The organism is Massilia rubra (assembly GCF_011682065.1).
Lineage (GTDB): Bacteria > Pseudomonadota > Gammaproteobacteria > Burkholderiales > Burkholderiaceae_D > Telluria_A > Telluria_A rubra.
The window spans coordinates 353,908-376,524 of the sequence record NZ_VUYU01000001.1 but is presented as its reverse complement, the minus strand read 5'-3'; the positions used below and the strand labels follow the sequence as shown (position 1 = coordinate 376,524).

14 protein-coding genes are annotated in these 22,617 nt (G+C 63.0%); 8 read left to right on the top strand and 6 right to left on the bottom strand.

What is annotated here, in order from left to right; all coding sequences use genetic code 11:
• The 5 genes from F0185_RS01550 to F0185_RS01530 all read left to right on the top strand — a co-directional run bounded on the left by F0185_RS01550 (position 1) and on the right by F0185_RS01530 (position 7,778).
• On the top strand, positions 1–822 hold the full coding sequence (locus tag F0185_RS01550) for an ABC transporter permease (RefSeq protein ID WP_167220941.1): 822 nt from the start codon (positions 1–3) through the stop codon (positions 820–822).
• Between the two features lies 1 nt (position 823).
• Positions 824–1,621, top strand: a complete 798-nt coding sequence (locus F0185_RS01545; protein ID WP_167220939.1) for an ABC transporter ATP-binding protein — start codon at positions 824–826, stop codon at positions 1,619–1,621.
• A gap of 219 nt (positions 1,622–1,840) precedes the next feature.
• Complete coding sequence (locus tag F0185_RS01540) at positions 1,841–3,610, top strand: sensor histidine kinase (protein ID WP_167220937.1); 1,770 nt, start codon at positions 1,841–1,843, stop codon at positions 3,608–3,610.
• Entirely contained in the window at positions 3,607–4,947 is a 1,341-nt protein-coding gene (locus tag F0185_RS01535) for a sigma-54-dependent transcriptional regulator (protein ID WP_370663957.1), read from the top strand. Before F0185_RS01540 ends, F0185_RS01535 begins: the two co-directional genes overlap by 4 nt.
• A gap of 113 nt (positions 4,948–5,060) precedes the next feature.
• The gene (locus tag F0185_RS01530) at positions 5,061–7,778 is read left to right on the top strand and encodes an alpha-1,6-glucosidase domain-containing protein (protein ID WP_167220935.1); all 2,718 of its coding nucleotides are present in this window, start codon (positions 5,061–5,063) and stop codon (positions 7,776–7,778) included.
• 2 nt (positions 7,779–7,780) lie between these two features.
• Here the strand turns inward: F0185_RS01530 and F0185_RS01525 are convergent, their stop codons facing one another.
• The 4 genes from F0185_RS01525 to F0185_RS01510 all read right to left on the bottom strand — a co-directional run bounded on the left by F0185_RS01525 (position 7,781) and on the right by F0185_RS01510 (position 14,521).
• Positions 7,781–9,634 carry a glucokinase gene (locus F0185_RS01525; RefSeq protein ID WP_167220933.1) on the bottom strand — a complete coding sequence of 618 codons (1,854 nt, stop codon included), beginning with the start codon at positions 9,632–9,634 and terminating at the stop codon, positions 7,781–7,783.
• Positions 9,635–9,823: 189 nt separating this feature from the next.
• Positions 9,824–11,476: an alpha-amylase family glycosyl hydrolase gene (locus F0185_RS01520; protein WP_167220931.1), complete on the bottom strand. Its 1,653-nt coding sequence runs from the start codon at positions 11,474–11,476 to the stop codon at positions 9,824–9,826.
• A 24-nt stretch (positions 11,477–11,500) separates the two neighbouring features.
• Positions 11,501–13,132 carry an alpha-D-glucose phosphate-specific phosphoglucomutase gene (locus F0185_RS01515; RefSeq protein ID WP_167220929.1) on the bottom strand — a complete coding sequence of 544 codons (1,632 nt, stop codon included), beginning with the start codon at positions 13,130–13,132 and terminating at the stop codon, positions 11,501–11,503.
• A gap of 57 nt (positions 13,133–13,189) precedes the next feature.
• The gene (locus F0185_RS01510; protein WP_208296716.1) at positions 13,190–14,521 is read right to left on the bottom strand and encodes an MFS transporter; all 1,332 of its coding nucleotides are present in this window, start codon (positions 14,519–14,521) and stop codon (positions 13,190–13,192) included.
• Positions 14,522–14,711: 190 nt separating this feature from the next.
• Between F0185_RS01510 and F0185_RS01505 the strand changes: the two genes are divergently transcribed.
• Genes F0185_RS01505 through F0185_RS01495 form a run of 3 tightly spaced genes read left to right on the top strand, consistent with a single transcriptional unit; the run spans position 14,712 to position 17,170 of the window.
• Entirely contained in the window at positions 14,712–15,965 is a 1,254-nt protein-coding gene (locus F0185_RS01505; RefSeq protein ID WP_229476660.1) for an MFS transporter, read from the top strand.
• Between the two features lie 55 nt (positions 15,966–16,020).
• Positions 16,021–16,569, top strand: a complete 549-nt coding sequence (locus tag F0185_RS01500; RefSeq protein ID WP_167220927.1) for a hypothetical protein — start codon at positions 16,021–16,023, stop codon at positions 16,567–16,569.
• Positions 16,520–17,170 (top strand): hypothetical protein, encoded by a 651-nt coding sequence (locus F0185_RS01495; RefSeq protein ID WP_167220925.1) that lies wholly within the window; start codon positions 16,520–16,522, stop codon positions 17,168–17,170. The genes F0185_RS01500 and F0185_RS01495 overlap by 50 nt, the downstream gene beginning before the upstream one ends.
• A gap of 136 nt (positions 17,171–17,306) precedes the next feature.
• On the opposite strand, the gene F0185_RS01490 is transcribed toward F0185_RS01495, so the two are convergent.
• On the bottom strand, positions 17,307–19,163 hold the full coding sequence (locus tag F0185_RS01490; RefSeq protein ID WP_167220923.1) for a DEAD/DEAH box helicase: 1,857 nt from the start codon (positions 19,161–19,163) through the stop codon (positions 17,307–17,309).
• A gap of 239 nt (positions 19,164–19,402) precedes the next feature.
• The gene (locus tag F0185_RS01485; RefSeq protein WP_167220921.1) at positions 19,403–22,138 is read right to left on the bottom strand and encodes a TonB-dependent receptor; all 2,736 of its coding nucleotides are present in this window, start codon (positions 22,136–22,138) and stop codon (positions 19,403–19,405) included.
• Between the last annotated feature and the right edge of the window lie 479 nt (positions 22,139–22,617).

The window sequence follows — 22,617 nt, the reverse complement described above, 5'->3', positions numbered from 1 at the left end:
ATGACTCACACTAAGTGGCGCGAAAGCGCCGTTGGATTCGTCGTTCCGGTCGTCATTGTCGCCTTGTGGCAGGCTGGCGCGATGCTCGGCTTGATCAATCCGCAGGTACTGCCTTCGCCTTGGGCTGTGCTCAAGAAGTGGATCGAATACGCCCTGCCGCTGACCGCGTTCGACCCGGCCGCCGGTTCGCGCCTGGCCTGGATGTTCTCCGGCGAACTGCTGATCGACACCGCCGGCAGCATGTACCGCGTGGTGGTCGGTTTTGTCATCGGCGCCGGCCTGGCGCTGCCGCTTGGCCTGGCCATGGGATCGAGCCGCACCATGTACAACTGGCTCAATCCCCTGATGCAGGTGCTGCGCCCGATTCCGCCGATCGCCTACATTCCGCTGGCGATCCTGTGGTTCGGCCTTGGCAATGCGCCGGCCGTGTTCCTGATCGCCATCGGCGCGTTCTTCCCGGTGCTGATGAACACCATCGCCGGCGTGCGCCAGGTCGACAGCATCTACATCCGCGCCGCCCGCAACCTGGGCGCAAGCCAAAGCACCATGTTCCTGCGCGTGATGCTGCCGGCCGCCGTGCCGTACATCCTGTCCGGCGTGCGGATCGGGATCGGCACCGCCTTCATCGTCGTCATCGTCTCCGAGATGATCGCCGTGAACAACGGGCTCGGTTTCCGCATCCTGGAAGCGCGCGAATACTTCTGGTCCGACAAAATCGTCGCCGGCATGATCAGCATCGGCATGCTGGGCCTGGGCATCGACATCGCCATGAATAAACTGAACAACCATCTGCTGCGCTGGCACCGCGGCCTGGAGACCTGACATGACTTCCTCCCACATCGACGTTACGAACGTCAGCAAGATCTTCAACGCCGGCGAGCGCGAAGTGACCGCCCTGCGCGACATCAACCTGCACATCCCGGACGGCCAGTTCGTCTGCCTGCTGGGGCCTTCCGGCTGCGGCAAGTCGACCCTGCTCAATGCGATTGCCGGCTTCTCGCTGCCGTCCACCGGCGACATCCACGCCAACGGCAAGCTGGTGACCGCGCCCGGACCGGATCGCGGCATGGTATTCCAGGAGTACGCGCTGTTCCCCTGGATGACGGTCGAGAAGAACATCGGCTTCGGCCTCGGAATCAAGGGCATGGCCCCGGCGGAAATCGACAAGCGCGTCGGCGCCCTGCTCGAGATGCTGTCGCTGTCGGACTTCCGCCACCGCTTTCCGAAGGATCTGTCGGGCGGCATGCGCCAGCGCGTGGCGATTGCGCGCGTGCTGGCGCTCGACTCGCCCATCATGCTGATGGACGAACCGTTCGGCGCGCTCGACGCGCTCACCCGGCGCAACCTGCAGGACGAGCTGCTGCGCATCTGGGCCGAGCTGAAAAAGACCATCGTGTTCGTCACCCACAGCATCGAAGAGGCGATCTACCTGGCCGACCGCATCATCGTGATGACGTACCGCCCCGGCACCGTCAAGCGCGACATCATCGTCGAACTGCCGCGCCTGCGCGATCCGTCGTCGGCCGCCTTCAATGAGCTCAAGCGCGAGCTGGGGGCGCTGGTGATGGAAGAGCAGCAGCGCCATCACAACGACGAAATCCGGATGGCGGCTGTCGATTGAGAGCCTATGTCGGTACGCCGGGGGAAGCAGGGGGCGACATGCGCGTAGGCGATGCATGGCAGGCGCGGGCAAGGCGCGAGGAGGCCGCATGGCTAGCCATGCAACGACGAACAACGCTGCCCCCGTCTGCCAGGCGCGCCAACTGCGACTCCGGCCTACCGAGATAGGCTCCAAGGGTGTACGTGCAGTAGAATCGACGCCACTCACCGTGGACCGCTCATGCACGTAAAAAAACAACTCGCCTGGCTCCTCGCACCGCTCGCCAGCGCCGCCCTGATTGCGGCCGTCTATCAGGGGGCGCTGCGTCAGGGCGGGGCCGACGAACTCGAACGCGGCGCGCGCCAGCTGCAGCTGATGGCGCCCGAACTGGAGTCGGCGCTCGACAAGTTCGAAACCCTGCCCTACGTCGTCGGCCTGCAGGAGAACGTGGCCGCGCTGCTGATGCAACCGGGCGAGCGCGCGCGCATCGACCAGGTCAACCGCAGCTTGCAGGCGATCGCGCGCCAGTCGAGAGTCGGCGCGATCTACCTGATGGACCGCGACGGCAACACGCTCGCCGCCAGCAACTGGGACCTGCCGCTCACCTTCGTGGGCCGCAACTTCGGCTACCGCCCGTATTTTCACGAAGCGCTGGCCGGGCGCGCCGGCCGCTTCTACGGCATCGGCAGCACCACCAGCGAACCCGGTTACTTCATCGCCCAGCCGGTGATGCAAGGCGCGCGCGTGCTGGGCGTGGTCGCGGTCAAGATCAGCCTCGACGAATTCGCCCACAATTGGGCCGGCCTTGACGACGCGATCGTGCTGGCCGACAGCGCCGACGTGGTGTTCCTGTCCAACCGTCCCGAATGGAAGTACCGCAGCCTGCAAGCGCTCTCCGCCATCACCCAACGCAAGCTGGCGAGCACCGATCAATACGCGCGTCGTCCGATCACGCGCATCGACGGGCAGTTACCGCCGCATGCGGCGCGCCGGACCGGCCCCCTGGGCTGGCAACTGATGCTGTTCCCGGCGCAGGACCGGGTGCGCCGCGTGGCCGCCTTATGGGCGCTGGCCGCCGCGCTGGTGACGGCCAGCGCCATCGTCGCGGCCTGGGCCCTGTACCAGCGCCGCCGCCGGCTGGAAGAGCGCCAGGCCGCCAACGCCGCGTTGCAGCGCGCCGCCGGCGAACTCGATCTGCGGCTGGCCGAGCGCACCGCGCTGCTGCGCCAGGCCAACGACGACCTGGAAGCGCGCTACGCCACCCTGAAACAAACCGAGCAGGTACTGCGCACGACCCAGGACCAGCTGGTCCAGGCGGGCAAGCTGGCGATGCTGGGCCAGATGGCGGCCGGCGTCACGCATGAACTGAACCAGCCGCTGGCCGCGATCCGCGCGTTTGCCGACAACGCCCGCACCTTCCTGGAACGCGGCCAGCAGGAGCAGGCCAGCGCCAACCTGACCCACATCAGCGACGCCAGCGCGCGCATGGGCGCCATCATCGGTCAGTTGAAAGGCTTTGCGCGGCGCAGCGACGCTGTGGCGACGGTCGACATCGCCCAGTCCCTCGCCGCCTCGGCGTTTTTGCTGCAGGGCGAATTCAAGCGCCTCGGGGTAGCGCTGGCGCTGCCGCCGCTGTCGTCGCCCATGCAGCTGCTGATCACCGGCGACGCCGTGCGCATCGAACAGGTGTTCATCAACCTGCTGCGCAATGCGCTCGACGCCGTCGACGAGGCCCAGGTACGCGCAGTGTCGGTCACGCTGGCGTCGATTGACGGTTACGCCGTGGTGCGCATCAGCGACAGCGGCCCGGGCATGTCCGACAGCGTCGCCGCGCACCTGTTCGAACCGTTTTTTACCACCAAGCCATCGGGCAAGGGCCTCGGGCTCGGGCTCGCGATATCATCATCGATCGTGCAAGCCATGAACGGACAGCTCGAAGGCAGCAATCGCCCTGGCGGTGGCGCCGTGTTCGAAGTCCGCCTGCCGCTGCCGGAGAAAAGGAACGAATGAAGACCATGCAGGCTATCCTGGTGGAAGACGAAGCGCCGCTGCGCCTGGCCACGACCCAGACCCTGGAACTGGGGGGCTTTACCGTGCATGCCTACGCCAGCGCCGAACAAGCGCAAGGCGCGCTGGATGCGGCTTTTGACGGCGTCATCGTCAGCGACGTACGCCTGCCCGGGCGCTCCGGCTTGGACCTGCTGGCGCAAGTGGTGGCGCTGGACGCGGAACTGCCCATGATCATGGTGACCGGCCATGGCGACGTGGCGATGGCGGTCGGCGCGATGCGCGCCGGCGCCTACGACTTCATCGAAAAACCGTTCGGCGCCGAACGCCTGATGGATGCCGTCCGGCGCGCCCAGGAGCGCCGTTCGCTGGTGCTGGAAAACCGCCGCCTCAAGACCGCGTGGGCGCTGCATCCCGATACGCCGCAACTGGTGGGGCGGTCCGACGCCATTGAACGGCTCAAGGTGTTGGTGCGTAATATCGCGCCGGCCGGTGTCGACATTTTGATCCACGGCCAGACCGGCACCGGCAAGGAAGTCGTGGCCCGCCTGATCCACGCGGCCAGCGCGCGCAAGGGCAATTTTGTCGCGATCAATTGCGGCGCCCTGCCCGAGTCGGTGTTCGAGAGCGAGATGTTCGGGCACGAGGCGGGAGCGTTCACGGGCGCGCACAAGCGCCGCATCGGCAAGCTGGAATACGCCAACGGCGGCACCCTGTTCCTCGACGAGATCGAGAGCATGCCGATGGCGCTGCAGGTCAAGCTGCTGCGCGTGCTGCAAGAGCGCCAGCTTGAGCGCCTGGGCGGGAACGAGGCGATCGCCGTGAACTTTCGCATCATCGCGGCCAGCAAGGCCGACTTGCTGGAACTGAGTAACGAGGGGCGCTTTCGCGAAGACCTGTACTACCGCATCGGCGTGGCCACCATCGATTTGCCGCGCCTGAACGAACGGCGCGACGACATCGCCCTGCTGATGGCGCACTTTACGCAGGATGCGGCGCAGCGCTACGGACGTGCGGCGCCGCAATGGAGCAGTGAGCAAATGAGTCAGTGGCAGGCGGCGGAGTGGCCGGGCAATGTGCGCGAACTGCGCAACTTCGCCGAGCGGCTGGTGCTCGGCATTGTCGCCACGCCGGCGCCGGCATCGGTCGCCGCTCCCCTCGCCGGCTCCGCCCTGAGCCTGCCGCAGCAGCTCGACGCGTACGAGCGTGAACTGATCTCACGAAAGCTTGACGCAGTCGATGGCAACGTCGCCACCGCCGCCGACCAACTCGGCGTGCCGCGCAAAACCCTGTACGACAAGCTCAAAAAATATCAGCTCGCCCCGGGAAGAAAGATGTAATTTCACTACAAAGTCGTCGATAATATGCAAAAATCGGGGGCTTGGGCGAAATCGAAGTGTAGCAAACATACTCGCTGTCCCGGCGCTTCTATAACGACGACACCGGACGCCAGATGACTTTTTCACTTTTGAGTGCCGCAGTTCTCGCCGGCGCGAGCGCGTCGGCATCGGCCGCGCAGACGACAGCGGTCTGCGACAGCGGCGCTTTTCAAACGATCGTGCGGCCGGCGCGCAGCGGCATCGAGGCGCGCGCCGTCTGGCTGGACCGACGACTTGCGCAGTGGCCTGGAGTGGAGAACTCGGGGCGATTCAGGCTGTACTACTCGCCCGACGGGCGCATCGTCGCGCCGACCGGCGGCATCGTCGGCGGCGCTGCCGGCGCACTGTCGCTCGCCGCTTTCAGCGGCGCGCTGGCGCCCGAGGTGGCGCAGCGCTTCAAGTACGTCGGCAAAGGCGTGGTGCTCGCCGTGGCGGCGTCCGACCTGGCGCGCCTGCCCGGCCTGCATCGCCAGCAGATGGTGCTGGTGCAGGAAGACGCCAACGGAAAAGTACGCGCGGCGGCAAGGCTGGAGGCGGCGGGCGCGCTCGACGATCTTTACGCGGCTGCGGAATCGGCGGACGATCTCGGCGCCACGCCATCGCGCCGCAGCACCACCTTCAAGTTGTGGGCGCCGACCGCGCAACGCGTGTCCGTCTGCACCTACGACAGCGGCGGCGGGCGCGCAAAGGCGCTTGATGCGATGCGCTTCGACCCCGCGACCGGCATTTGGAGCGCCACGCGAAAAGGCGACATATCCGGGAAATACTATACCTATGCCGTCGACGTGGTGGCCGATGGCGCGGGCCTGGTACGCAACATGGTGACCGACCCGTACTCGGTCAGCCTGACAACCGATTCGAAACGCAGCTATATCGCCAACCTTGCGTCGGCGCGACTCAAGCCGGCCGGCTGGGACAAATCGACGCCGCCCGCGACCGTGAAGGCGCAGACCGACATGGTGGTCTACGAGCTGCACGTGCGCGACTTTTCGATCAACGACGCCACCGTGCCGGCGGCCAGTCGCGGCAAGTACACCGCCTTTTCCCAAGCCGGTTCGAACGGCATGAAGCACCTTGCCGCCCTGGCCCGCGCCGGTATGACCGACATCCACCTGCTGCCGGTGTACGACATCGCCAGCATTCCGGAGCGCGGCTGCGCGCAGCCTGCTCCCACAGGCGCGGCCGATGGCGAAACGCAGCAGGCGCTGGTCAGGCGGACGGCGGCGACCGACTGCTTCAACTGGGGCTACGATCCGTATCATTACAACGCGCCGGAGGGCAGCTACGCGAGCAATGCGGCTGACGGCGCGCGCCGCATCGTCGAGCTGCGCCAGATGGTGATGAACCTGCACCGGGCCGGCCTGCGGGTCGGCATGGATGTGGTCTACAACCACACCTTCGCCTCCGGCCAGAAGGAGAAATCGGTCCTCGACCGCATCGTGCCCGGCTACTACCACCGCTTGAATGCGGCCGGCGGCGTCGAACAATCGACCTGCTGCGACAACACCGCCACCGAAAACCGCATGATGGGCAAACTGATGATCGACTCGGCCGCCTTGTGGGCGCGTGAGTACAAGATCGACTCGTTCCGCTTCGACCTGATGGGGCACCAGCCGCGCGCGGTGATGGAGCAGTTGCAGGCGCGCGTAAACGGCGCCGCCGGACGTCACGTGCAGTTGATCGGCGAAGGCTGGAACTTCGGCGAAGTGGCCGACGGCGCGCGCTTCGTGCAGGCGTCGCAACTGTCGTTGAACGGCAGCGGCATCGGCACCTTCAGCGACCGCGCACGCGACCATGTGCGCGGCGGCTCGGCGGCCGATACGGGAGAAGACATGATCCGGCGCCAGGGCTACATCAACGGCCTTGTGTACGACCCGAATGCGGTCGCTGGCGAGCGAGCGCCGGCGGACCTGATGCAGGCGGCCGACATGGTGCGCGTGGGGCTGGCCGGTTCGGTGCGCAGCTACGTCATGCAGACCTGGAAGGACAGCACGCTGCCACTGGCCGCCATCGACTACAACGGCCAGCCGGCGGGGTACGCCAGCGAACCGGGCGAGGCGGTCAACTACGTCGAGAACCACGACAACCAGACCCTGTACGACATGAACGTGTACAAGCTGCCACTGGCAACCACCGGCGCCGAACGCGCGCGGGTACAGGTGCTGGGGGCGGCGATCAACGCGTTCAGCCAGGGGGTAGCCTACTTCCACGCGGGGATCGACACCTTGCGTTCGAAGTCGCTGGACCGCAACAGCTTCAATTCCGGCGACTGGTTCAACCGCATCGACTGGACCTACCAGGATAACTACTTCGGCGCCGGCGCGCCGCCAGCCGACGACAACGGCAAAGACTATGCGCTGATCAAACCCTTGCTGGCGAACGCCGCGCTCAAGCCCACGCCGGCCGATATCGCCTTTACGCGCGATGCCTTTCGGGACCTGTTGTCAATCCGCGCCAGTTCCACGTTGTTCCGCATGCGCAGCGCGCAGGACATCGGGCAGCGCCTGCGCTTCTACAATACCGGGTCGACGCAGGTTCCCACCGTGATCGCGGCCCATATCGACGGCAAGGGTTACGCCGGCGCCGGTTTCGCCGGCGTGGCGTACTTCATCAATGTGGACAAGGTGGCGCACACCCTGGATGTGGCGGAACTACGCGGCAAGCGCCTGCGCCTGCATCCGGTGCATGCGGCGCCCACAGCGGCAGACCAACGCGCCGCGACCAGCACCTTCGACAGCGCGGCGGGACGTTTTACCATTCCCGCCCGCAGCGCCGTGGTGTTCGTGGAGTAGAGTTAAATATCGAGGTGCGAGATCAGCGAGCGTTTCTTATCGTGATCGGCCGAGTCAATGCCCTGTGCGCCGAGCGAAATCCCGACCGACAGAATATCGATCAGCAGCAGCTGGAGCACGCGCGAGATCATCGACAGGAAGCTGGTGCTGTCTTCGCTGTGATCGACCGCCAGGCAAATAGTCGCCCGCTTCGCCAGCGCCGATTTACTGCTGGTGATCGCAATGACATCGGCGCCGGTGGCGCGCGCCGCATCCACGGCGGCCAGCAATTCCGGCAACTGGCCCGAGGTGGAAATGGCGATCACCACGTCGCCCGGCTTGAGCAGTTCGGCGGCCAGGGTAAACAAGTGCGAGTCGCCATACGACGAGGTGGGAATGCGGAAGCGGAAGAACTTGTGCTGGCCATCGAGCGCCACCACGCGCGAGTTACCCATGGCGTAGAACTCGACCCGGTTGGCCTTGCGCAGCAGCGCAATGGCGCGGTCGATGGAGACCACATCGAGCTGGTCGCGGAATTTCAGGATCGCCGACACCGTATTGTCGATCACCTTGGCCGACAGGTCGTGCGTGCTGTCGGACACGCGCACCTGGCTGTGGCGCACGGGGATGGTGCCGGTCAGGCTGCTCGCGAACTTGAGCTTGAAGTCGGCCAGGCCCAAAAATCCCAGCGAGCGGCAGAAGCGGATCACGGTCGGCTGGCTGACGTCGGCCAGGCGCGCGATTTCGGCGATCGGCTCGCCCAGCACCTTGCGCGGGTGTTCCAGCACCAGCGTGGCCACGCGCTGTTCGGCGGGCGACAGTTCGTGCTGCAAATGCTGCACGCGCTCCATCAGCGTATTTGCGCCGCTGCGACCGCGCAGATGTTCCGACAAGATCGTCGCCACGCCGATGAAGGCCGGGTTAGGAATCATGATCACGTACGTCGGGATCTGGCCCAGGTAGGACGAAAAGCGGCCCTTTGCTTCGAAGCGTGCGCGGAACGGCGATGTGAGGAACCACTCGCCCATGCGCGGCACGATGCCGCCGCCGATGAAGATGCCGCCAAAGGCGCCGAGCGTGACCGCCAGGTTGGCGGCGGCGCCGCCGAGCATGCCGCAAAAGCACTCGAGCACTTCGAGGCAGAGCGCGTCGTTCTCGTCCAGCGCGCCGGTGATGATTTCGGGCGAGGTGCGTGGCGCGGCCTGCACGCCGTTGCGCTGGGCCAGCGCGCGGTAGATCAGTTCCATGCCGGGGCCGGAGATCAGGCGCTCGTTCGACACGTGCGTCCATTCCTTCCATGCGTATTGGAGGATCGCGAATTCGCGTTCATCGGCCGGGGCGAAATTGACGTGGCCCCCTTCGCTGCCAAGGGTGACGAAACCGTCGACGGTCGGGATCATGCCGGACACGCCAAGGCCGGTGCCCGGTCCCACCACGCCGATGACGGCGTTGGCGGCCGGCGTGCCGCCGCCGACCTGCATCAAGTCGGCGCCGGACAGGCCGGGCAGCGACATCGCCAGGGCGGTGAAGTCGTTCACGATCAGCAGGGTGTTCAGGCCCAGTTCGCGGCGCACTTCATCGGTGGAGAATTGCCAGTCGCGGTTGGTCATGCGGATCATGTCGCCGCTGATCGGATTGGCCAGGGCGAAGGCGGCGTGATTGATGCGGATGCCGGCGTGGTCGGCCAGGTAGGTATGCAGCAGCGGGACGATGCCGGGGAAGTCGTCGCACTTGAGCACACGCACCGAGCGCAGGACGCCGGGCGCGGTTTCGAGGGCAAAGCGCGCGTGGGTCGCGCCAATGTCGGCCAGCAGCCGGGGGCCGTCGGCATAGGCGGTACGGCTGTACTTTTGTTCTGAATCGTTTTCTTTGGTCATCGCGGTCACTTCGGACAGTTCGGGAAGTCGCGCGTAGCATACCCTATTGCATGAAATGTATGAAATGCCACTACCGTCGTTCCCGGCCTCGGCGGCCCCCTTGGCGGGAATCCATGGCACCTCGGCTCATAGGTGCTATGGATCCCCGCCTGCGCGGGGACGACGGCTCCTACGTTAGTGGCTTGGGAGTCAGTTCGCGATCAGCACAATGCCGTTTTTGGTGTGGAAATCAACCTTCCCACCCGCCACCACGGCCTTCTTGCCCGAGTAGTAATCGGTTACCGACTCGCCATCCCGAAAAATCGGCGCCACCACAATCGGCGTCGACTTGTCGGTCGACAGATCGAGCCCCACCACGACCCGATCCTTCTCGTAGGTGCGCGCAAACACATACGGCGTCGCCTGCAGCTTGCGGTGCTCGCCCGCGCCCACCGCCGGATGCATCTGGCGGAAGCGGCCGATGATTCCCCAATGCTTGCGCACCTCCGCGATACGATACCCGTCGCGCTGCGCGTTGCTGGCCAGTTCATCCCAGTTCATGAATGAGCGCAGCATGGCGTCGCCCTTCGCACCCGGGTAGGTGAGCAGGCGCGCGGTCTCGTCGCCGTAATAGATCTGCGCCGCGCCCGGCGAGAGCAGCAGCTTGACCGCCGAGTCGTAAGGACGCGTGCGCGCCGGATCGAACGGCGCCGCGTCATCGTGCGAGCTCAGATAATTCATCACCGAATAGCCCCGCAGCGGCCCGGCCAGCAGCGCTGCATAGCGGCCGAACATGGCGTCGTAGCCGCCCCTGGCGTCCGACGTCATGCTGAAATTGATCACGCTGTCGAAGCCATTGTCGTAGAAGTCGACAAAGGTTTCGCCGCCCATGTCGAACTGGTGCGCGTGGCGCAGCGAGTAGTTATAGACTTCGGCTGTCATGTAGAACTTGCCGTCGCCGAGGCGCTTGGACGGGTTGTCGCGCTTCCAGTCATCGAAGGCCTTGCTGGCGACCTTTTTCAGCTCCTTCCACACGCGCGGCTCGACATGCTTGGCCGTGTCGGCGCGGAAGCCGTCGAAGCCGTACTTGCGCACCCAGTCCGCGTGCCATTTCATCAGGTAGTAGCGCGGCGCGCGCGGGTAGCCGGTCTCCTTGAAGAAGGCATCCAGGCTCGCCACTTCGCGCTCGTAGCGCCCTTCGTCCTTCCACTTGGCCACCAACGCCGGCGGCAGTGCGACCGGGCGGTCGGCGTCGGTGCGAAAATCCGGCAGGTTCTTTACCAAGGTGCAGTCGATGGTGGTGCGCGCATCCTTGAAGGCGCACACCGGTGCGGTGCGCACCCAGTCCTTCGGCCATACCGGGTCCGATGCCGTGACCGGCCCGGTATGGTTCATCACCACATCGAGCAGCACGCGGATGCCGTTGGCGTGCGCGGTGTCGACCAGTTCCTGCAGGTCCGCTTCGTTGCCCAGGTTGGCGTCGATGCTGGTGAAGTCGCGCGCCCAGTAGCCGTGAAAGCCGTAGGATTTACCGGTGCCTTCATCGGTGCCGGCATGAATCTGCTCGACCGGCGGCGTGATCCAGATCGCATCGACGCCCAACTCCTTGAAATAGCCTTCCTTGATCTTGGCGGTCACGCCAGCAAGGTCGCCGCCCATGTAGCCGCGCAGCGGTGCGGCGTCGGCCTTGCGGCCGTAGGCCAGGTCGTTGGCCTTGTTGCCGTTGTTGAAGCGGTCCGTCAACAGGAAATACACAGTCGCGTTTTCCCACACAAACGGGGTGCGCGCCACGGGCGGAGCGGCGCTGACGTGGGCAGCGCCGAAAGTGAGCGCCAGTGAGACTGCAAGTGCGGAAAATTTCATGTATTCCCTGTTGGTTGTGGTGAATCAGGTGGTGACTGTCGGCCGGTCGCGCCCCGTACGCTGGTGCAGGCCGGCCAGCCGGTCGGCGAGCGCCGCCAGACCGGCCAGCGCTTCCTGCGCCGGCATGTCGTGCATGGCCACGTCGCGCTCGTAGCGTTCGAGGTAAAGACGAATGGTGGCGCCTTCGGTCCCGGTGCCGGACAGGCGGAACACGATGCGCGAGCCATCGGTCATCACGATGCGCACGCCCTGCTTGCTGGCGATGCTGCCGTCGACCGGGTCCTTGTAAACAAAATCGTCGGCAAGATCGACAGTGTAGCCGTCGATGACCTGGCCGGCCAGTGTGGGCAACTGCTCGCGCAGGTGCGTCATCAGTTCTTCAGCCGCCACGGACTCGACCGCCTCGTAGTCGTGGCGCGAGTAGTAATTACGGCCGAAGCGCGCCCAGTGCTCGCGCACCAGCGTCGCCACAGGCTTGCCGCTCGCGGCCAGCAGGTTAAGCCAGAACAGCACCGCCCACAAGCCATCCTTTTCGCGGATATGGCTTGAACCCGTGCCGTAGCTCTCTTCGCCGCACAGGGTCACCATGCCGGCGTCCATCAGGTTGCCGAAGTACTTCCAGCCGGTCGGCGTTTCGTAGCACGGCACCTTGAGCGCTTGCGCCACCCGGTCAGGCGCGGTGGAGGTGGGCATGGAGCGGGCGATGCCCTTGATGCCGCCGCGGTAGCCGGGTGCGACGCCCGCATTGGCGGCGATGATGGCCAGGCTGTCGGAGGGCGTGACGGCGATGCCGCGCCCGACGATCATGTTGCGGTCGGCGTCGCCGTCCGACGCCGCCCCGAAGTCCGGCGCGTCTTGCACCGACATCAGCGCCACCAGTTCGGCCGCATTGACGGGATTGGGGTCGGGATGGTGGCCGCCGAAGTCTTCCAGGGGCGTGCCGTTGATGACCGTGCCGGTGGGTGCGCCGAGCAAGCCTTCGAGAATCGCGTGCGCATACGGACCGGAGACGGCGTGCATGCCGTCGAAGCGCATCGTGAAGCCGCCCGCGAAAAGGGCCTTGATGGCCGCAAAATCGAACAGCTCGCCCATCAGGGCTGCGTAGTCGGCAACCGGGTCGATCACTTCGACGTCCATCTGTTCGATGCGCGCGCCGCCGATGACATCGAGATCGAGCTCGCCGGCGTCGCTGGTGCGGTATTCGGTGATCACCTTGGTCTGCCCGTAAATGGCATCGGTGATTTTTTCGGGCGCGGGGCCGCCGTTGGCGATGTTGTACTTGATGCCGAAGTCGCCATCTGGTCCGCCGGGATTGTGGCTGGCCGAAAGCACAATGCCGCCGGACGCGCCGCGCTTCCTGACGACGCAGCTCAGGGCCGGCGTCGACAGAATGCCTCCCTGCCCCACCAGCACTTTGGCAAAGCCATGTGCCGCCGCCATGCGCAGGATGACCTGGATCGCGTGGCGGTTGAAATAGCGCCCGTCGCCGCCGACAACCAGCGTCTGGCCGGCGCAGTCGCCAAGCGTGTTGAAGATCGACTGCACGAAGTTTTCGAGGTAAGCGGATTGCTGGAACTCGCTGACCTTCTTGCGCAAGCCGGACGTACCGGGGCGTTGTCCGGAAAATGCTGTGGTGTTTACTGTGTGGATGGTCATTTTTACTCCTGTCTGTTAACAATACGATACGACAGGTAGGAAAATTTCGACGCCACCTTAGGTTTTCTGCTCGCCTTTATCGGTCACGAACACGGTCAGCAAGCCGCCGATGGCCATGCACGCCCCGGCCAGCAGCAAGGTCGCCACCGGACGCCCGCCCAGCAAGGCCTTGCTGATCGGCCCAAGAATCACCCCGCCGATAATCTGCGGGATCACGACGAAGAAATTGAAGACGCCCATGTAAAAGCCCATGCGCTGCGCCGGCAACGCGCCGGCCAGGATGGCATACGGCACGGTGAGAATGCTGGCCCACGCGATGCCGACGCCGACCATCGGAATGAGCAGCATCTCTTTTTGCGTGATGAAGAAAATGCTGGCCAGGCTGATGCCGCCGATGACCAGGCAGGCCAGGTGCGTCATCTTGCGGTTGGTGCGGCGCGCGATCACCGGCAGGATAAAGGCGGCAATGGCCGACACGCCGTTATACACCGCGAACATCACGCCGACCCAGTTGCCGGCGCTCTGGAAGGCGGCCGACTGCGCGTCGACCGTGCCGAAGACGTTTTCGGCCACGGCCGGGGTGGTGTTGACCCACATCGTAAACAGCGCCAGCCACGAAAAGAAGCTCACGCTCGCCAGTTGCACCATCGTGCGCGGCATGGTGGTGAAGCCGCCAAGGATCTCGCGCAGCGCGGTCAAGGTGCCCTTGCGCTTTTCGACCTCGGCGCGGAACGCCTGCATGTCTTCCGGCGGCGCCTCGCGGGTGGTGATAACGGTCCACGACACCGCGCCGATAAAGGCCAGGCCGCCGGCATAGAACGAGTAGCGCACCGTGTCCGGGATGCCGCCGGCGACCGGGATATTACTGACGTTGAACCACTCGGTGAAGATGGTCGGCAGCAGCGAGGCGATCACCGAGCCGCAGCCGATGAAGAAGGTTTGCATCGCAAAGCCCGAGGTTTGCTGGACCGGGTGCAGCTTGTCGCCCACAAAGGCGCGGAACGGCTCCATCGACACATTGATCGAAGCGTCCATCATCCACAGCACGAACACCGCCATCCACAGCGACGAGGAATTTGGCATCAGGAACATGGCGACGGTGGCGAGGAAGGCGCCGAGGAAGAAGAAGGGACGGCGGCGGCCCCAGAACGGGTGCCAGGTATTGTCGCTCAGGTAGCCGATCACCGGTTGCACCAGCAGGCCGGTCACCGGCGCGGCGAGCCAGAACAGCGGCAGGTCGTCGGCATTCGCGCCCAGGGTCGAGAAAATGCGGCTGGTATTGGCGTTTTGCAGGGCAAACCCGAACTGGATGCCAAAGAAGCCGAAGCTCATGTTCCACAACTGCCAGAAGCTCAGGCGCGGTTTGATCGGCGGGAATTGCATCTGCATCGGGAGTCTCCAGGCGTTTGGCTACGCATTATATTTGTAGGAAAATAACATGGCGATTTCTAAGTGTCAATCTAAACAGTTCCATAGTAGAATCGCCGCAGGAAGCCGGGTAAATCACACAACAAATTCACGGTTTTGTAGTCAAATAACAGAACAAGATGGGGACATGATGCTGGACATGCAGAAGCGCTTGAATAACCTTTTTTATGCGACCCTGAGCCTGCCGTCGACGGCCATGGGATTCGCGCTCTGCATCCAGATTTCGGCCCTGAGCTGGATTTTGAGCACGCGCTTCAACCTCCAGATCCATGAAATCGGCATTGTCTGGGCGGCGGGACCAATGGCCGGGATTTTCGGCCAGGTGATCATCGGCTTGATCAGCGACGATGCCTGGTTCTGGGGCGGACGGCGCCGGCCCTTCATCCTGATCGGCGGCACCCTGGCCGCACTGATGGTGTTCCTGCTGCCGCGCATCGACGTGGTTGGCGACTTCTTGGGCATCAAGAATATTCTCATCGTGGCGGTGATTGTCGCGCTGACGCTGGACCTGTCGATCAATATCAGCTTCAACCCGACCCGCTCGATCATTGCCGACGTGACGCCGGAAGGCGAAGCGCGCACGCTCGGCTACACCTGGATGCAAACCATCTCGGGCTTCTTTGGCGTGATGGCCTACCTGATCGGCGCGACCGTGGGCAACGACATGCTCATTTCGGTCGGCGCGGGCATCGTGCTCGTATTCTCGGTGGTGCCGATGTTCTTCATCAAGGAAGAACGCGAGATGGTCAAGAAGACCGAGACGGCAGCGGCCACCAAGGCCGACTGGGGCCAGCTGTGGCGCATCTATATTGCGCATGGCTTCGCGTGGCTTGGCGTGCAGTCGATGTTCGTCTACACCTATGGCTTCATTCAGCAGCATCTGGTGCCGGCGGGCCTGGCAACCAAGGCGGCCAACGACATGAGCGGGCAGATTATCGGCTTCGCCTTCGCGATCATGAATACGGTCGGCTTCCTGCTGCCGGCGCTGGTGCTCGCGCCCCTGGCGCGCAAGATCGGGCGCGTGCACACGCAGGCCGGCTGCGTCGCCATCATGGCGGTCGGGTACTTCTTGATTGCGGCCACGGCGCGCACGCCAATGATGCTGTACGCGCTGATGGCGGTGGTCGGCATCGGCTGGAGCGCCATTGTCAGCCTGCCGTTTGCTATCATGAGCGACAAGGTGGACAAGAGCCGCATGGGCTTTTTCATGGGCGTGTTCAACCTGTCGGTGGTGCTGCCGCAGTTGATGTCCACCGGCGTCGGCTTCGTTTTGAAACGGGTGCCGGACCAGAGCACCTTGTACATCATTTGCGGCGCCTCGCTGGCGATGTCGGCGGCCTTGTGGTGCCTGGTGAAGGACGAGGCGCCGGCCACCCAGGCCGCGATACCCGCTTCCGCGCACTGATCTCAACCCGCCGCTTGCCGGCAATGTGATTGCAAGAATTCATGAGCAAGAAACCATGACGATATCGTTTTTAGAAGAACACGATGTATCCTTGTTTACCAGATCCCTTCTGGTAGGAGCTGATCGCCCTGGGGCTGCGATCGCCGCGAGCGTTGCCGTGGGCTGGGATTGCGACGCTCGCCTGCGAATCGATGTGGCTTCTGCTGTCGAATGCATCTGCTTCCAGGCAGTCCGGATGGACGGTACCAAAGCGTATATCGGCTACGGAGGGCGCATCTTCATTGTCGATTGCGTGACAGAAGACGTGGTGATACACCAGATGGACGGGTATTTTTCCAAATTCTACGATGCTGCGCAATTACAAACGTCCGGCGAGGATTTCCGCATCCTGGCAAGCTCCGAGTCCGAGCTGTTCGCCTTCGGGCCGGACGGCGAGCTACGATGGAAAACCGCCGATCTCGGCATTGACGGCGTGCTGGTACACTGCGTCACCCCGACGCATATCGAAGGCTGCGGCGAGTGGGATCCGCCAGGCGGATGGCAGCCGTTTATCCTTGCAACGCACACTGGTGAACGCATCGGCGGTGGTTTCGCTTCGCAGTAACAGAGCGGGCGGCCACCTATTGAATCCGCAAGCAACAGCGGCGATTCGGCAAATTGCCGGCAGCGCAGCACCATGGAAAAAACCAGTCATGAAATCAGCCTCAAGGAATTTGAAAGCCTGTGCGATCCTTATCACGATCACCCTCGCTTGCGTCTCCGGAGCGCATGCGGCGGACAGGGTGAAAATGGGCGGCTTTTCAATAGCGCCACAGCCTGGGTGGTATAACAAGATAGATAGAGCAGGGCGCTTCTTTTCAAAAAAGACAAAGGAGAAGGGGCTTCCAATGCTGGTCCTTGAGGCATGCAAAGTGGGACGTGAGCTTTCCTGCCCACCAACGTGCGACTATGCAGATCTCAAACGGCTGCACATCTTTACCGCAACGCCGCTGGACGCGCGTATACCGGTCAAGCGCACGGATGCTTACGTCGAGTATGAGTCATCGGACGAGATGAGCACATCTGAAGGAAAATTTTACGCATCCACTCGCGTGATTTGCGGGCCTGCCGCGTTCATTTATGCGGTGCAACTAGACCCGGGTTCCACGCAACAGGCACGTCGGGACCTGGAAGCGGTCATCAGCACAATCAAATGGCGTAAATAGGAGCCCCATTCGATGGCGGATGCGCAGCAAGCCGTCGCTGGCAGTGCGCTTGCGCGCCAGTCGCCCGGACCGCTGCGAAGTGCCCCCCAAGCAAAATGGGCAGCCGAAGCTGCCCATTTTTTACCCGCCTGCCGCTTTACTCCGGCTTGGCCAGCTTGCGTGCTTCCTTCTTGGCCTTGGTGGCCGCGTCGTACGGCTTTTTAGGTCCGAGCTTTTTCTCTTCAAAACGACGGTCGCCCGCTTTTTTCGGAGCAGCCGCCTTCTTGACCGCCGGCGCTTCGCCATCACGCGTGATGTTCAACTGCTGGCCCGCGACCCAGACACCCTTGAGGTGATCGATCAGGTCGGCCGGCATGTCAACCGGCAGGTCGAGCGTACTGTAGTCGTCGTAGATCTCGATGCGGCCGATGAACTTGGACTCGATGTTCGCTTCGTTGGCAATCGCGCCGACGATGTTGCCCGGCTTGACGCCGTGCGCATGACCGACTTCGATACGGAAGGTGCCCATGCCCTCTTCCGACGGACGCGAAACGCGTTCGCGCTTGAAGGCCGGAGCGTCACCACGATCGCCACGGTCGCCACGATCGCTGCGCATTGGCGCGTCCGAACGCGGTGCGCGTGCGGCAGGCGAGTTCTCTTGCCACGATGGCGCGCTCTTGGCATCGCGGTTCGGTTTTTCCAGCAGCAGCGGAATGTCGCCGCGCGCCAGCTTGGCCAGGGCCGCTGCGATTTCGACGGCGGGCACGTTCTGCTCGCGCTCATACTCTTCGATCAGCGAACGGAATACATCGAGTCCGCCGGCGGCCAGCACTTCGGTGATCTGGTCCTTGAATTTGGCGATCCGCACGTCGTTGACGGCTTTCACGGTCGGCAAGGTCAATGGCGCCACCGGCTGGCGCGTGGCGCGTTCGATCGCCTTGAGCAAACCCTGCTCGCGCGGGGTGATGAACAGAATCGCTTCGCCGCTGCGGCCCGCGCGGCCGGTACGGCCGATGCGGTGGGTATAGCTTTCCGGGTCCGACGGCACGTCGTAGTTGATCACGTGGCTGATGCGTTCCACGTCCAGGCCGCGCGCGGCGACGTCGGTGGCGACCAGGATGTCGATCTTGCCGTTCTTGAGTTGTTCGATGGTGCGCTCGCGCTGCGTTTGCTGCATGTCGCCATTGATCGCGGTGGCCGCGAAGCCGCGCGCCAGCAATTTGGTCGCCAGTTCTTCGGTACCGAGCTTGGTGCGGGCAAAAATGATCATGCCGTCGAACGGTTCTGCTTCGAGGATGCGGGTCAGCGCTTCGAGCTTTTGCATGCCGCTCACCATCCAGTAACGCTGGCGGATATTGTCGGCGGTGCCGGTTTTGGCGGCGACCGTCACTTCAGCCGGATCGCGCAGGTAGGTCTTGGCGATGCGTTTGATCGCGGACGGCATGGTGGCCGAGAACAGCGCGGTCTGGCGCGATTCAGGGGTTTTTTGCAGGATCTGTTCGACGTCGTCGATAAAGCCCATGCGCAGCATCTCGTCGGCTTCGTCGAGCACCAGCGTCTTGAGCTTGGACAGGTCGAGCGAACCCTTTTCGAGGTGGTCGATGACGCGGCCCGGAGTGCCGACGATCACGTGCACGCCGCGGCGCAAGGCCTGCAGCTGCGGACCGTAGCTCTGGCCGCCGTAGATCGGCAGGACGTGGAAATCTTTAATGTGCGTTGCATACTTCTGGAACGCTTCGGCGACCTGGATCGCCAGTTCGCGGGTAGGAGCGAGCACCAGCGCCTGCGGCGTCTGCTGCTTGATGTCGATGCGCGACAAAATCGGCAGCGCGAAGGCCGCAGTCTTGCCGGTTCCGGTCTGGGCCTGCCCCAGCACGTCGCGATTGGCCAGGAGCAGCGGGATGGTGGCAGCCTGGATCGGCGACGGCGTTTCGTAACCGACCTCTTTCATGACCTTCAGCACTTGGGCGCTCAGGTTGAGTTCGGAAAACAGTAGTACAGGGGTTTCAGACATAGGACACTCACAATTTGACTAGCTAGCCCGACGGGAAAGCATCCTGCAGTTTACTCTTTTGTAGTCAAGAATGCGATTTTTTGTAACGGAGTTGCGTGCAAGTGGGGTGTAATTGAGGCTATTCGGGCAATCTGATCGTCGTTAACGCACACTCGCCATTACGAAAATGAAACAACCCCGCCACACTTGCATGCGCCGGGGTTGTGCTCAGTGCCGGGATCGCCCCGGCAGGGAAGGCATCAGAACTTGTAGTTGGCGCCCATCAGGAAGGTGCGGCCATATTTCTGGTATTCCAGCGGCTTGTTGCGGTCGCCGCCGTAGGTTTCGTACGCGGTGTCGCCAACGTTATTAACCTGCAACACCACTCCCAAGCCTTTCAGGCTGCCTTCGGTAAAGTTGTAACCGATCTGGAAGTCGACCACGTCTTCGCCCACCACGTAGCGCAAGGTGCGGTCATTGGCAAAGTTGCCGATTTCACCAACGAAATCCGAGCGCTTGCGCTGGCTGACGCGCGTCTCGAAACCATTCTTTTCATAGTACAAAGTCAGGTTGGTCACGCGCTTCGACAAGCCCGGCAGCGGAATATTCTTGCCGATGCTGCTATCCGGATCTTCGATCGCGATCGAGCTCTTGCTGTGCGTGGCGCTGGCCGACAAGCCAAAACCATCGAGCACCGGCGTGATCAGGCTCAGCGGCAGCGATGCCGACAGTTCCAGGCCCTTCAGCTTGCCGCCATTGCCGTTGTACGGCGCTTTGTAGTTACCGATCGCGGTAATCGCGTTGGTGCCGGGAATGTATTTCGAGAAATCGTAGTCCAGGGTCTGCGTGAAGATATAGGTGTCGAGCTTCTTGTGGAAAGCTGCGACCGCAAAATACGCCTTGTTGCCGAAATATTTCTCGTAGGACAAGTCGAGTGCCTTGGCGCGCCATGGATCGAGGCGCGCGTTGCCGCCGTTGGCGCTTGGCTTGAAGTCGGTGGTGCCGACGTTGAAGTCGAGCGCCGAGCGCAGCTGGTCGATACGCGGACGGGCCAGTTGCTTGGCGGCTGCAAAACGGACGGTCTGCTGGTTGCTCAGGCCGAACGAGAGATTCAGGCTCGGCAGGTAATCGGTATACGTCATGCCATCATGGACCGGCTTGACCTGGCTGCCGACCGGCGCGGTGCCGTCAAAATAGTTCGCTCGCGACGACTGCTCGGTGCGCTGCACCTGCACGCCCACATTGCCCTTGACCGTGACCGAACCGATTTCGCTGTCGATATTGGCCTTGATGAAGCTGGTCGTGATCTTCTCGTTCACTTCCCAGGCCTTCGAAATCAGGAACGACTCGGTCGAGCTCGGCTTGAAGTTCATGTACTGGCTTACTACCCCAGGCACATTCCACGACGGAATCATGCCGGTGCCGGCAAAACCCAGGTCGACCTGGCCGTACAGAAACTCGTTCGGCACCGGACCCGGCGCGCCGCGCAGGGTGATCGCGCCTTCCGGCTGCACCTTGTTCTTGCTGCGGTCGGCGTAATTCACGCCCACGTCCACACCCGAGAAATAGCTTTCCAGCACGGTCGGCACCGGCATCGAGACGACCAGCTTGAAACCCTTGAGTTCGTCTTCGATTTGCGGCGTCTTGCCATAGCCCGAACCGTAAATTGTGTTGCGCAGATACAAATTCTTCGCGTCGGTGTAGTTCAGGCGGCCGGCGATGTGCGAAAAGGTGCCGGTAGCGAACTTCAGGTCGACGGTATCGAGGAAAGGATCGGCGGCGGCATTGCTCAGTTGCAGGTTGTTTTCCAGGCTGACTTCATCGCGCGTCGCCTTCGAGAAACTGGCGTCGGCAAACACCGACCAGCCGCCATCGAAGCGCAGGGTATTGCTCCAGCCAATCGCCTTGATCTCATCCTTGCGGTCGTTGTACATGCCGCGCACCAATGGATACACGCCGCTGGCCGAGCCACCGGTCAGCACGCCATTGGCCGTGGTGGCCGGCGAATACAGCAAGCCCGGCTTGTAGCCGCCGTTGTAATCGTTCAGGGCCACTTCGAACTGGTTGGCGGTTTCTTCACGCTTGAACTTCGAAGCGTACACATCGATCATGCTGGTCCAGCTCTTGTTGGGACGGTATTGCAGCACGCCCATGACGCCGTCGCGCTTGTTGGTGCCGCTGCGCGCCACCGATTTCAAGCCATCCATCAAATAGGTGCCGCCCGGTACCCCAGGACGCGCATCGGTTTTCCACGGCTCGTACAGGCCGGTCTCGTTCGACAACACCGGCGAGGCCAAATGGGCGTAGCCGATGGCGATACCGATCGTGCGGTCGGCGAACTGGTCGATATAGCTGACGCTGAAGCGGTTGCCCGTGTCTTTCGCATTGGCGATGCCGCCGAGCGAGTTTTTCTCGCCGCGCACGTTCATGGCGATGGTGCGCTTGCCGAACGACAGCGGACGCACGGTCTGCATATCGATCGTGCCGGACAAGCCCTGCCCGACCAGGCCGGCGTCCGGCGTCTTGTAAATGGTAACGCCGCTGAGCAGCTCGGACGGATACTGGTCGAATTCGACGCTGCGGTTGTCGCCCGTGCTGACCTGTTCGCGGCCGTTGAGCAAGGTGGTGGAGAAGTCCGGCGACAGGCCGCGCACGCTGATGACCTGGGCACGGCCGCCGACGCGCTGCGCCGCCAGGCCGGGAAGGCGCGCGATCGATTCCGCGATACTAACGTCCGGCAACTTGCCGATATCTTCCGCGGAGATAGCCTCGACGATGGAAGACGAATCCTTTTTCACCGAAATCGCATCCTCGATACCGCGGCGAATGCCCGACACCTTGACCGTGGCAATCGGTTGCTCGCTCGCTTGCGGAGCGGCGCTTGCTTGCGCATACACATTGCCCGACATGGCGGAAACGAACAAGGCGCAACCGGCGGCGACCGGGCTCAGTGGAAATGCGGCACTCCTGGTACGGGTATTGGCGAAAAATTTCATTCTGTCCCCTCATCTCATCATTACTACACAATTCCCGTATATTCAGTATGGCGGCGACTGCACGGGTTCCAAAGGCAACGTTCTAAGGACGTCTGAGCCCGATTCTGTACTAAAACTAGATCTACTGTCAACGAGAGTTGCGTACGACTACGGAAAAGTGCGCTTATTACATTCAATGCCCAGCGCAAGGGGCTAGCTCGTTGTATTTCGGCTACAGAATCGTGCCTGGGTAGCTGTAGTACGACTACAAATGCAGTGAATTTCTTTCATCCGGACAAGCTCGGTGCCATTTCAGCGAGAATTTACTTTCTATAAATTTATCGCTACTACATTTTTGTAGGAATTTCGTAGTAAAACCAACAGACGTGACCGGCACTCGGATCCCTGCAAGCACAAAAAGTCACCGATCATTGGCGGCAGCGGCCGCAGCGTCGCGGACAGACAGCGTATTGACTCTTTGTGTAGCAAAACTAGCGATC